Raw genomic sequence first — 12,502 nt, 5'->3', positions numbered from 1 at the left:
AACATAGACAAGTATCTATGTCTACATAGATGACTGTCTATAAGGGTTAGGTGAACAATTGGTGACCAAGATTCCACTTCAGCTTCTGGAGTGCGCTCCCGCACCAGGCGCAGAACCGTTGGCTCGAACCAGTGCTGAAAGCATTGCTGAGCTTTTAAAGGCAGTCGCTGACCCGACTAGATTGCAGCTTCTTGCCATGATCGCCAAAGCCGAGAAGCAAGAGTCCTGCGTCTGCGATCTAACTGGGCCATTGGCTTTGACCCAGCCAACAGTCAGTCACCACCTGAAGAAACTCACGGACGTCGGATTGATATCCCGCGAGCGCCGCGGCACTTGGGTTTGGTACTCGATCAACAGAGATCGCTGGGGCCAAATTGCAAATCTGTTCAACTAAAAGAAAGGCCCAGAAATGGCAAAGGTAGAAATTCAAATCGAAGGCATGACCTGCGGTCACTGCGCAATGAGCATTACTAAGGAACTGACCGCACTCGCTGGCGTCGGCGCGGTAAACGTTGACCACGCTGCCGGCAAAGCAGAGGTTGAGGTTGATGGCGTTAGCAATGACCAGCTCTCAGATGCAGTAGCCGAGGCTGGCTACAAGGCAACAGGTTTCGCAACCCTAAATGCCTAATAACCTGACCGAGCTCGAGATTGAGGGCATGACCTGCACAGCATGCGCCAGAAGAGTTGAAAAGAGCCTGAACAAGGTCCCCGGGGTTAGCGCTTACGTTGACTTCGCGACCGAGAAGGCCCACCTTCAATTCGACTCTGCCCTCGATCTCGACTTGGTCAAAAGGGCAGTTGAAGATGCCGGCTACAAGGTTGGTGAGGGTAAACCTGAACTTCAGGCACTGAAGCCCAAGCTGTGGATTGGTTCGGTGCTATCTGCACTAGCGATGGCCTTTGCCATGATTCCGCAGCTGAGCTTCCCAGACGTGCACTGGTTGGTATTTGCACTCTCAACACCGGTGTTCTTCTATGTGGCTGCACCATTTCACATCGCGGCCATCAAAAACCTGCGTCACCTCAGTAGCACCATGGACACCCTGGTTTCACTTGGCTCCACGGTTGCTTATGCGTACTCGGTCTATTTGATTTTCTCAGGCATGCACCACACCTATTTTGAGGTGGCGGCAGTTGTGCCAACTGTGGTGCTAATTGGTCGCTACATCGAGGTTCGAGCAAGACGCAGCGCGACCGACTCAGTCCGTGCGCTACTAGGTGCCATCCCCCAAAAAGCCATCGTCGAGCGTGATGGTATGCGGGTCGAAATCGATACTGCTGCAATCAAAAATGGTGATTTGGTTCTAGTTGCAGCCGGCGAACGAGTTCCAGTGGATGGCCTGCTGCAAAGTGCCAATGCAACCTTAGATACCTCTACCCTGACGGGAGAATCGCTCCCGGTGGAGTTGGTATCTGGCGCTCTGATAACTGCCGGCACCACATCACTATCTGGCGAGATAAAGGTGCTCGCACAATCAACCAGTTCGACTTCGAGACTCAGTCAGATTGCTGATCTTGTTCGCGAGGCAACCAGTCAAAAGACCAAGTTGGCTTCGCTAACCGATCGAATCTCTGCTGTGTTTGTGCCAGCGGTAATCGTCATTGCCCTTGCCACATTTATTGGCTGGGGACTTCTGGGTGATTGGACCAAGGGCTTTGAGGCAGCTGTCGCGGTTTTGGTAATTGCCTGTCCCTGTGCTCTGGGTATTGCCGTTCCAATGAGCCTGGTGGTAGCAACCTCAGTCGGAGCCAAGCGCTCAGTAGTGATTCGAAACCCAGATTCACTTAGGGACTTAGCCAAGACCAAGACAGTGATCTTTGATAAGACCGGAACCCTCACCGATGGTGAGCTCAGAGTTGTGAACTCTCGAGGTCTTGGCGGTGTTGGGGCAGCGACAATGTTGGCTTATGCCGCAGCGGTTGAGGCTGGATCGAAGCACCCCGTGGCAAAGGCAATCTCAAAGCTCTCCAGCGCAAAGACCGCAAGCGATGTCAAAGAGGTCGCAGGCGTTGGGTTGATTGGAATGGTGGACGGCATTGAAGTCCATGTTGGTAAACCGCAACGCTATGAGAACCAAGCCGAGCTCGATGAAGCGCTTTCGCTAGTCGGACCAAACACCCTGGTAGTTGTCTCCTGGGAGGGTTGGGCTCATGGACTTATCGAACTGAGCGATGAGCTAAGGCCAGGAGCCAAAGAAGTAGTCTCCGATCTAACCGAGCTTGGATTTGAGACCATGCTGCTTTCGGGAGATGCTCCCAGGCGAGTTGAAGAAGTGGCGAAGGTGCTGGGCATCAATTCGTTCCAAGGCGGAGTCAGCCCAGAAGAAAAGCTCGAAGTCGTAAAGCGCACCAAGGACAGCGTCATGATCGGTGATGGCATCAACGATGTTGCTGCTCTGAGTGCCGCCAGAGCGTCGATTGCCATGGGCTCCGGTGCCCATGCCGCTCAGGCTGCTAGCTCGATCACTATCTTGGACGACTCCCCCAGCGCGATTCCATTTGCGCTAAAGCTTGCAAAGCGCACCCATCGCAATATCTTCCAAAACCTAGGTTGGGCCTTTGGCTATAACGTGCTGCTAATTCCCGTTGCAGCGATGGGGCTGCTGAACCCGATGCTCGCGGGAGCTGCCATGGCCTTCTCCTCGGTATCAGTGGTGGCCAATGCACTTCGGTTGAGATGGCAAGATGGTAGTAAGACGAAGGAGTCGTAAGTGTTTACCCCCGCAGATGAAAAACGTGTTCTTGACCTAGTTCCAACCGGTGTTTTTGTTGGTGGTGAGTGGCGAGAGTCATCCAGCGGAAAGACTCTAGATGTCATCGATCCTGCGACCGGCCAGGTCCTGAAGACCATCTCAGATGCCTCCTACGAAGACGGTCAAGCAGCTCTAGCTGCCGCTCACGAAGCCCAGGCAGACTGGGCCAAGACCGCTCCTCGCGTGAGAGCGGAGCTACTTCGCGCAGCCTTTGAAAAAGTGACCGCGATGGCAGATGACTTTGCGATATGCTGATGTCGATGGAAATGGGTAAGCCATTTGCTGAAGCCAAGGGTGAAGTAGCCTACGGAGCCGAGTTCCTACGTTGGTTCTCCGAAGAGGCACCAAGGATCTACGGTCGCTACTCAACTGCCCCAGATGGCAAGAACCGCCTAATGGTCCTAAAGAAGCCGGTCGGTCCAGCACTTTTGATTACCCCCTGGAACTTCCCGCTTGCAATGGCAACCAGAAAGATTGCACCGGCCATCGCAGCTGGCTGCACCATGGTGCTAAAGCCAGCAGCACTCACTCCACTCACCTCGCAACTATTTGCAACGGTTTTGGAGGATCTGGGGCTTCCAAAGGGTGTGCTGAATGTAATCACGACCACTAACCCTCAAGAGGTCACCGGTCCACTTATCAAAGACGACCGACTCAGAAAGCTTTCGTTCACCGGTTCTACCCCAGTTGGTCGCAAGCTGATTGCAGACTCTGCTCACCAGGTATTGCGCGTTTCGATGGAGCTTGGTGGCAATGCACCGTTTTTGGTCTTTGAAGATGCCGACATCGATAAGGCAGTTGAGGGCGCGATGCTCGCAAAGCTTCGCAACATGGGTGAGGCCTGCACAGCAGCGAACCGATTTATCGTCCACGAAAGCGTTGCCGATGAGTTTGGTCAAAAGCTCAGCCAGCGCATGTCAGCTCTCAAGGTTGGCCGCGGTCTAGATGAGGGTTCAAACATCGGACCACTAATCGAAGAGCGTGCTCGTCAGGGTATTCACGCCCTCGTTGAGGATGCCAAGTCCAAGGGTGCCAAGGTTTTGCTAGGTGGGAGATTCCTTCCGGTGAGGGTTACTTCTACCCACCAACAGTGCTGGTTTCTGTCCCAGAGAGCTGTGACATTTTGCAAAATGAGATCTTTGGTCCAGTCGCACCAATCTGCACCTTCAAGACTGAGGCCGAAGCAGTCAAGATGGCGAATAACACCGAGTATGGTCTTGTCGCCTATGCCTTCACCAAAGACCTCAACCGAGGACTTCGCCTGGCCGAGGGTCTCGAGGTCGGCATGTTTGGTTTGAATACCGGCTTGGTATCAAACCCAGCAGGACCATTCGGTGGCGTCAAGCAATCAGGTCTTGGTCGTGAGGGATCACAAGAGGGTATCGAGGAGTATCTCGAGACTGTCTATGTTGGTATTGCTGACCCGACCGTTTAGTCAGTCAGATCTCTAACAAACTTCAAATCAGAATTCAAGATTCGCTGGTCTGACGTCAGAAACAGCATTCCGCGATGTTTTGCTTGAGCGACCAATGCCAAGTCAAAGGGGTCTAAGGTTTCCAGCTCTAACAAATTCGCTGCTACTCCAGAGTCGACTTGGAGCTCCTCAATACCCAGTGATTCAAGTTCCTGTATTTGCAACTCAGGAGATGGCCGAGTCGATCTTCTGTTCTTTAGGCTCAGCTCGATAAGGCTAAGTGGAGAGTAGAAAAGTTCAGAACGATTTAGCAAAGCGATTGTTTTCTTGCCAATTCGCCTATCAAGCGTTGTGTAAAAAACGAGAGCGTTTGTGTCAAAAAGGAGCTGACTCACTTTTTGTTACTTTGTAGTTCTAGTTCACTTTGTGAAATTGCAAAAGCATCAATCCACTCCTGGACAGGCTCATCGAAATCCTCGGACGTCCAGATATTCAGTGGCTTGAATTCACCAAAGAGCGGTCTGCTCTTCTTCGCAACAACATTGAGCTCCACGACCACTTTGCCGTTCCTAGCGATTTGAACCCTTTGACCGCTCTCTGCAAGTTCCACAAGTTTCGAGAGCTTGGTTTTCGCATCATGCATGTTGAATACGTAAGTCATGTGGAGAGCATAACTTAGCTAGTCTTAGCTAACTAGAAATATTGATATCACGGTGGGCAACCTTACTCAGATAGCCCCTGTAGAAATGTTGCTATCTCCTAGGTGTGTAGGCACTCGTGACTGCAGAGTCAACACTGGTTCCGATTGCGTTTGTAGCGACAACGGTGAAGGTATAGCTCACGCCCCACTTCAAACCGGTGAGTCGTGCAGTTGTGACATTCGCTGCAACATCAACCTTGCGAACCAGCTGACCGCGCTCCCAAACCCTCACACTGTGTGAGAGAAGCGGTGATCCACCATCTGGTGAAATGGTCCAGCTGATTCTGGCCGTGTTCTTGGAAAACGCTGCCTCGGTTAGGACTGGAGCAACTGGCACGGTCACTGACTCGGTTGGAACCTCGGGCTTTGGCTCAGTTGGTGCCAAGGCAACAACCTGAGCCAATAGGTTTGCGGTTCCGGCAGGGGCTGACGAGATAGCCGAACCTGCAGCACCGGATTCGATCACGAACTCAACTTGATTTGGAGCAAGGTAGCCCGCAGTCATTGCCGAGGCAACTAGTCCTGCAACGTGAGGGGAAGCCATCGAGGTGCCGCTGATCTGAGCTGTGGCAGTGGAAGATCCGATCCAAGCCGAGGTGATGGAAACACCTGGGGCAATCAAATCAACACAAGATCCGAAGTTTGAGAAGGATGCGAATCCATCGGTGCTGTTGCTGGCAGCAATAGTTAGCGCACCTGGAGTTCTAGCTGGTGAGGATGTGCAGGCATCAGCTGCCGAGTTACCAGCGGCAACCACAACCGTTAGACCCTTTGAAACCAAAGCCTCAACGGCTGAGTCGAGGGTTGAGCTCGCGCCACCACCCAGACTCATGTTCACAACAGCTGGAGTGCCAGCAGCGTGATTGCTGCCGATCCAGTCAAGACCGGAGATTACGCTCGAGAGATACCCAGAACCGGCACAGTCCAAAACCCTAACCGGGACAACTGTGGCCAGCTTGGCTACTCCATAGGTGGCACCTGCGACCGTTCCGGCTACGTGAGTTCCGTGACCATTGCAGTCATTCACACCGTTGGCATCTGAAACAGCAGTGAATCCGCTTGCGATGCGACCGGCAAACTCTGAATGAGATGTGAGCACACCCGTGTCAACGATGTAGGCCTTGACCCCTGAACCGGTGTTGGGGTTGGTGTAGCTCCCGGATAGTGGGAGTGCGGTTTGGTCAATACGATCCAGACCCCATGTAGCGTTTAGCTGAGTGTCCCCCGCGGCTGTTGGGTCTAGCTTGATTTCATAATCCTGCTCCACACTGCGGATCTTGCCGCTGGCAACCAGTGCCTTTAGTTGACCAGCATTTATATCAGCAACCGCGCCCGAAAATACGCCCTTCAAAGTCGTCTTCACTGGGATCTTGATGGCCTTCATGCCCTTGACTTGAAGGTCTGGGTCAACTCCAGCATTGAACCTAATGACATAGCGGGAAACCTCGCAAGACTCTGAGCTTGGCTTACCGGTCTCGATAAGTTCAATACAGCCAGGAGCTGCGCCCTTGACCTTGTTCAACGCCTTGGCCGCACTGGCCGCGGCCGCAGCTGCAGCCTTTGCAGATGCCGCCTCCTTGGAGGTGACAGTTGCTTCTTTAGTCTTTTCCTTTGCCTCGATAGCAGCTGCCTCGGCGCGCTCCTTGGCCTGGTCCAGGGCAGACTTTATGGCCGGGGTTGCTGCAGAGCTCTTGACCTGCTCTTCTAGCTTCTTCACTTCTTGCTCGGCAGCCTTCTGAGCGGCTACGGCTTCCTTGGCTTCTTCCTTTACGGCAACAGCCTCGGCTACCTTTTCCTCGGCAACATTCTTTTTCTCTTCGGCCTTGGCAACGGCCTGCTCTTGCGCCTTTTCGGCGACCTCGGTGTTAGGAGTTGGCGCGATGACCGGCTCTTTATCATTACCCTGCGAAGTCTTCTCGGCGGCAGGTGTGGTCTCTGGCCCCTTGCCCTTGCCGTTATTCGCGATGGCTGGAGTAGAGATTGCCAATGAGGCCAGCAGCACTGCCGCAATTAGTTTTCTCATCGTCATTGGGGGACTCCTTCTCTAGCCAATTCAAGGCTAGTTGATTTGAAACTATCCATGGAGCTCTCCACAGTTGGAGTGCTCAACTGAGCATCAAGTGCAGGAAAAACCCAAAGCATCAAGGCTGTAATGACCAAGCCAGTCAGTACAAGAAGTTGAATCCATTTCGCAAGCCTGTTTGCCAGGGAGCATCCGATAGAGCCAGGGAAAAATCACTTCACTAACTCCTCTGGTCTCTCGGTGGAAAACTCAACGAGCTTCCCCCACCAAGCCCAACGCCTGGTGGAGTTCCATCGAGGATCGCAAGATGTCAAGGTGATAAGTGACTCTCCGGCCTCGGCAAGGCCTTTGGGATTTGAATCTAGAACCCAAACCTCACGTTCTTGAATCTTCTGATCGGCGATCAGCTCATAGGTGAAAAAACCCGCCTTGGTTTGCACAAAAACCAAGTCGCCCGCAACCAACTTTTCGAATTTTGCGAAGGGTTCGCCATTTGTCGCTCGGTGGCCTGCGATCGCAAAGTTTCCTGGCTCACCCGGTAAAGCTGTCATCGGATAATGACCAACTCCAATTGACAGCGCTCTTCCGGAGACATCGGAGATGATTGGGGTATTCCAAACATCGGCTTTCAACCTTGGGATATACAAAAGCCCAATTGCTCGCTTTGGCGCTGAAGCCGACGTGACGTCAGGCTCCACAACCACATCAGATTGAGTGGCTTTGGATCCCGTAATTCAAACTCACTCTCAATCTGCAGTGCGAGTTCATTGGCGCTTAGGTCAGCACGAACATTTGAAAACCACACCTGATAGAGCAGATACAAACCAAGAAGAGCTGCCGCTATTAGCAGCAGCTCCCCAAGGGTTGCAATGAGTTTCTTAGTCACGCCTTCTCGATACTCGAATGGCTAGGTAACCAAATCCTGCCATCAGCATCGCAAGAAGTGCGAGCAGTCCGTTATCAAAACCAGTGTCAGCCAGCTCATTTGGCATGATCACGACAGCCTCAGAGCTTTCGGTTTCAAACTCTGGCTCTTGCTCAGCCTCAAAAGGAGCAAAGGCAATGTTAAACAGAGCAAGCGACGTGGTTCTCAAACAGGTAGTCGCGGTGCCGTTCGATACCAACAGCGCAGCACCATAGGTCTCATTTGGAGTACAGGGCAGGCTGTCATCCGAAGAGATCGGTGGCACTGGGTTAGCAGTACCGGTTGGTGATGGGGTTGGAGTGACCGTCGTTGTTGGCGATGGAGTCGGGTTAGCGGTTCCGGTCGGACTTGGCGTCGGAGTAGCCGTTCCCGTTGGACTTGGAGTTGGTGTCGAAGTTCCGGTAGGAGACGGGGTTGGCGTTGCAGTACCAGTAGGTGATGGTGTCGGCGACGCAGTGCCAGTCGGTGACGGAGTAGGTGATGGCGAAGGAGTGAACGGATTCAACTTGATCACAATCGGTGGGTTCGATGTGGTCGGAATTGGAGTCGGTTCAGCAATCTTTGGCTTCGTGGTCGGCTCTGGCCAGACGCAGTCCTCACCCTTCAGCGGTTCCGGCTTGAAGGTTGGAGTAACCGTTGGGGGTCGGAGTTGCAGTTGGGCTTGGGGTCTGAGTTGGAGTCGCAGTAGGCGAAGCCGATGGGGTAACCGTGGCCGTTGGGCTAGGGGTTGGAGTCGCGGTTCCAGTTGGTGTTGGAGTCGCGGTTTGAAGTTGGAGTAGGCGTCGGAGTCACGCTAGGAGTAGGTGAAACCGTCGGTGACGCAGTGGCCTGGGTGCTTGGTGCAGGAGCACCCTTCAACTTGGCGCAGATCACGATGTGTGAGATCGCCTTGTCGCCAGTCCTTGCCGCCTGGGTCAAAGATGCCGTTGGCGTTGATGTCAGCAAACACTCGCTGCCCTGGCTGAGGAGAAGCAAAGACAGTGTCGGTTTGGTAATCCTCGCTACGAGCAGTCAATGATCCTGCCTTCACGATTACGTTCGAGTACTCCCCACTCTCCCGCTGCTGCGCCAGCAGGCAACTGCAGTGGGTAAGGCAGGGTGAAGAAGTAGTCAGCGTCAGAGAATGGCTCGAGCTTCCAACACATTGCACCGTAACCAAGCTTCTGCCAGGTCAGCGGGTTGTTGAAATCTGATCCAGAGAACTCAGTGGTCGCGGTGAAGTCAGTGAACTGAGCATCCAGGAGCGATAGGTCCTCGCCAGTCTTGCTGGTCAGTACCAACTCACCGGAGGTCGAACCGGCACTTAGCTCGATGGTGCTGGAGTCTAGGGTCGAGGTTGACTTCGTCGGTGCTGCGGCTTTGAACATCTGAGTGACGGTGGTCTGTCCGACCTCAACCATGGTGTTCGAACCAAGTAATGGGTTAGCCAGAGCAGGCTGCGCCGCTAGCAGTGCACTTCCGACCGAACTGTTCATCACCGGCTCAAGCAAGAAGCCAAAGGTCTGCGAAGCAAATGTCGCTGCTGATGTGAACAGTCGAGTGATCACACCAACGAGTCCTAGCTCCGCATCTAAGGTTTCCGTCTTTGGAGTACAGAGCTTTGGCTCGGCTGGAATAGCTGGTCCTGGGTCTGAAGTTGGAGTCGGGGTTGGTGCAGGCGTGGTAGGTGCAACACCAGTGGTCGTGAAGTTCAAAATCGTGCCGCTGGCGGTGGTTCCGCTGTGCGCCATGGCCTTGAAGTAATAGGTGGTACCCGCTGTGAGGCCGGTAACTGCATAGGAAATTGATGCAGAGTTACCCGCCGTAGCAGAGGAGGGTGTTGCCGCAACTGGATTACAGGTAGCCAGGTTTGAGGTGGTGTCGTAACAGAACCAGAAGGTTGCAGTTCCCGAGCCAGGTGCGTAACCAGAACCATTCAGAGTTGCGGTGTTGTTCGTTATTGACGATGCAGCATGTGTCAGAACATCCAGAACTCCCTGAGCGCCGAAACTGGCGTCGTTTACGGTAACCGTCAAGGTGGCTGAACCAGTCTGGCCCAAGGTGTCGGTGACGATAATTGAAATAGTTGCAGAGCCTGTGAAACCGACAATCGCAGTAAATGTCACCTGGTTATTGGTGCGGGACCAACCACCGACTCCACCCTGATTGACTGGGTTGCCGCTTGCACAGGACCCCTGTGAGGAAGGGTTCTCAAGACAGTAGGTCAATGGAAGCGTTGATGAACCCACTGGTGTTAGTGTGACGGGAGAAGTCGTGGTTGTTGATGCTGAGGGGCCAGTGACAGTTGGAGCAGATGGGGCAGTAACGTTCACAGTCATTGTTGCCGTGCCGCCCTGGCCAATGGCATCCACAACCTGAACATTGATAGTCGCTGAGCCAGTGAAGTTGTTGTAGCTCAGGAAAGAAACTTGGGCGCCGCTAATCAACCAAGATCCTGCAGCCGTGGTGGTTGAAGAGACAGAGGCTGAGTTGGAGATCAGGTAAAGCGTGTAGCTCGTTGAAGCCGTGATGACAGGCGACAAAGTCACACGAATAGCTGTATTGGTGTTCGTTGTCGAGTTCTGGATAGTTGGTGCGGATGGCGGAGTGATCGTTATCGTGGCCGAATTGGATGCCACTTGGGATCGGGCATCTACGACCGCTATGTAAACAGTCTCGGTGCCTGTGAAATTCGCAGCTGGGCTAACGGAAACAACTCCCCCGTTGAACTGCCATAGAGCATTAGACGTGGAGACCTGGTTTACATTGCAAGATGCGGCAATCGGAACTGTTTCAGATATGCAGTAGTGGTAAGGGGCGGTGCCGCCAGCAACCGTCGGACTGATGGAAGCCTTTCCACCCTGCGGGACAGAAAGGTTTACAGCTTGGATGGTTGGCACAGAGTACACATTTACAGTCACTGTTGCCTGGCTTGTTCGGCCTCCAACATCGGTCACCTTGAAGTCAATGGATGCATTTCCCGTGAATCCAGCCGCTGGGGTGAAGATGATCGTTGGGCTTGAAGCCGAACCTCCAAGGCTCCAAGTGCCCTGACCAGTAACAGTCAGGGTTGTCACGCAACCCGACGGCCCTACAAAGCAGGTGGAAGCTATGCCGCTCTGGGCGTTTGATGTCTGCAGCACTGGACTCTCGGTTTGGGCACCCTCTGGGGTACTCATATCCACGGGGTAGGCGATGAAGGATGAGGTCACAGTTACGAAAGCCGAGGCAATCGTGGTCTTCACTGGATTCGATTGGTCCTTGACGCTGAATTGGATTGACGTCTCTTTTCCAGCACCCGAATTGAAGTTGCTGGCAGGCGTGAATCGCAATCTCTTACCGGCTGCCGTCGTGACTAATTGATATGAACCGACATTGTTTGCCGAGAAGCTGTCGTCCAGAGGGTCGTATTCCTTAACGCCGTAAGGGCCATCTGAGCAGTTAGCGGCGTTGGCTGGGTCAATCAGGCAGGTCTGAGTCCAATCAATGTCGGCTACTTGTCCGATAAAGGTGAATGGCGAAAAAGTAACAGCGTTATTGGTCGGCGTAATGGCAAAGGAATCATTGGCAGTGAACTCTGGAGTCGCGTTGTTCAGCACGTTAGACACAACGTTGTCAATGGTGTCCTGCTCGGTGTAAACAGAGGCCCCACTGGCAACTCGGGGAATCAAGATGTCGGATGAGAAAGGTGTCGTGTGCTTTATCAGGTTGCCCGAGGCGATGTAGGCAAAAGCGTTTATTTTGCTTGCAGAAGCGAGATAACTACCCGCGGTTTTTGCCGTGAACTCGTAAACGAGTGAGTAAAGTCCATTGCAGTTCAGGCTGCTAGGAGTCGTGGTCGTGCTGAGAAAAAGGACATCCTTGACTAGACCGTTGTCCCCGCACAAAGTGTTAGCGCTCTTAAATCGGACTGCCGTAAGGGACCAGGCATTGAAGTCGAAGTTAGCCAAAACAGTTACCGGTGCAAGGTTAATTTCACGATTACCCCTCGGCCCCGAACCAATTGTTCCCGTATTTCCCGTGAGTTTCACGTAAATACGTGACCCAGGTCCAACTGGAGTGCTCGAAGGAGCAGCTACTTGACCACTGTAAATCTTGTTTGGATTGGCTGCGATAGTCGGCTCGGAGCTAGCGATTGAGTCAGTTGCGGTGCACGAACCTCCAGGAAACTGGACCGTAACCGTGATCGTTGAAGGGTCCGCAGACTGGTTACGACTTGGTGGCACGTAAGGTTCATACAGGAAAAAAGCACTCTTCCCGGGCGAACCATTAATTTGGCCTAGGCCCTTGGAGGTTTCCTTCAGCGAGGAGATAGCTTTCGACTGACCAGTTGTAGCAGCAATGCTTACCGTAACTGCATTCGAAACGGTTGTGACCTTGTACCCCAGGTACATTCCGGCAAAGTCAGGGTTCGCCTTCTTGTCGATGTAAGCAAAATCTCCGTGAAGAGGTTCGACGGAAATGCCGTAGTTTGCAGCACAAGTTCCCGACAAACTCGCGGCAGATGCCGCCTCAACACTTGGTGACACTGGCGACTGGAGAAACAAGGTGCTGGCTAGAAGCGCTCCGATAATCCAGCCAGCCAGACCACGCCTACCAGCAAGCACTCTTCTACCCATTTGTTCCCCTCGGGTCATAAAACTAATCAAATCTACCGCCGGCGATGTTGTCATATCTGACACATACGGCTAGCCGAAGGTTTGCA

Annotated in this window: 10 protein-coding genes and 1 pseudogene; 5 read left to right on the top strand and 6 right to left on the bottom strand. The window is 53.3% G+C overall.

The genetic code is table 11. The features are described from left to right. Positions 1 to 61 precede the first annotated feature (61 nt). The 4 genes and pseudogenes from OO713_RS00600 (at position 62) to OO713_RS00585 (ending at position 4,191) form a co-directional block, all read left to right on the top strand. A complete protein-coding gene (locus tag OO713_RS00600) occupies positions 62 to 394 on the top strand; it encodes a metalloregulator ArsR/SmtB family transcription factor (protein WP_264785664.1) in 333 nt (110 codons plus the stop codon). Positions 395 to 409: 15 nt separating this feature from the next. Beyond that, the gene (locus OO713_RS00595) at positions 410 to 631 is read left to right on the top strand and encodes a heavy-metal-associated domain-containing protein (RefSeq protein ID WP_264785663.1); all 222 of its coding nucleotides are present in this window, start codon (positions 410 to 412) and stop codon (positions 629 to 631) included. Continuing rightward, positions 624 to 2,714, top strand: a complete 2,091-nt coding sequence (locus OO713_RS00590) for a cation-translocating P-type ATPase (RefSeq protein ID WP_264785662.1) — start codon at positions 624 to 626, stop codon at positions 2,712 to 2,714. Before OO713_RS00595 ends, OO713_RS00590 begins: the two co-directional genes overlap by 8 nt. Continuing rightward, positions 2,715 to 4,191 (top strand): annotated as a pseudogene (locus OO713_RS00585) (NAD-dependent succinate-semialdehyde dehydrogenase). It abuts the gene before it with no gap. A 370-nt stretch (positions 4,192 to 4,561) separates the two neighbouring features. On the opposite strand, the gene OO713_RS00580 reads toward OO713_RS00585, so the two are convergent. From OO713_RS00580 to OO713_RS00565, 4 genes are all read right to left on the bottom strand, one after another. Then, positions 4,562 to 4,831, bottom strand: coding sequence for a prevent-host-death protein (locus OO713_RS00580; protein ID WP_264785660.1), 270 nt, complete (start codon positions 4,829 to 4,831; stop codon positions 4,562 to 4,564). Positions 4,832 to 4,922: 91 nt separating this feature from the next. Then, a complete protein-coding gene (locus tag OO713_RS00575; RefSeq protein WP_264785658.1) occupies positions 4,923 to 6,899 on the bottom strand; it encodes a S8 family serine peptidase in 1,977 nt (658 codons plus the stop codon). A gap of 206 nt (positions 6,900 to 7,105) precedes the next feature. Beyond that, the gene (locus OO713_RS00570) at positions 7,106 to 7,591 is read right to left on the bottom strand and encodes a sortase (protein ID WP_264785656.1); all 486 of its coding nucleotides are present in this window, start codon (positions 7,589 to 7,591) and stop codon (positions 7,106 to 7,108) included. Between the two features lie 180 nt (positions 7,592 to 7,771). Beyond that, positions 7,772 to 8,083, bottom strand: a complete 312-nt coding sequence (locus tag OO713_RS00565) for a hypothetical protein (RefSeq protein WP_264785655.1) — start codon at positions 8,081 to 8,083, stop codon at positions 7,772 to 7,774. 34 nt (positions 8,084 to 8,117) lie between these two features. Here OO713_RS00565 and OO713_RS00560 point away from each other — a divergent pair, with 34 nt between their 5' ends. Further along, a complete protein-coding gene (locus OO713_RS00560) occupies positions 8,118 to 8,597 on the top strand; it encodes a hypothetical protein (protein ID WP_264785653.1) in 480 nt (159 codons plus the stop codon). Positions 8,598 to 8,611: 14 nt separating this feature from the next. Here the strand turns inward: OO713_RS00560 and OO713_RS00555 are convergent, their stop codons facing one another. Then, the gene (locus OO713_RS00555) at positions 8,612 to 8,833 is read right to left on the bottom strand and encodes a hypothetical protein (RefSeq protein ID WP_264785652.1); all 222 of its coding nucleotides are present in this window, start codon (positions 8,831 to 8,833) and stop codon (positions 8,612 to 8,614) included. Further along, on the bottom strand, positions 8,820 to 12,416 hold the full coding sequence (locus OO713_RS00550) for a hypothetical protein (protein ID WP_264785651.1): 3,597 nt from the start codon (positions 12,414 to 12,416) through the stop codon (positions 8,820 to 8,822). The genes OO713_RS00555 and OO713_RS00550 overlap by 14 nt, the downstream gene beginning before the upstream one ends. Positions 12,417 to 12,502 lie beyond the last annotated feature (86 nt).

Origin of the sequence: Aquiluna sp. KACHI24 (assembly GCF_025997915.1) — a bacterium.
Taxonomy (GTDB): Bacteria; Actinomycetota; Actinomycetes; order Actinomycetales; family Microbacteriaceae; genus Aquiluna.
Note: the sequence above shows the minus strand (reverse complement) of the source record. Positions and strands in the feature narration are given on the sequence as shown.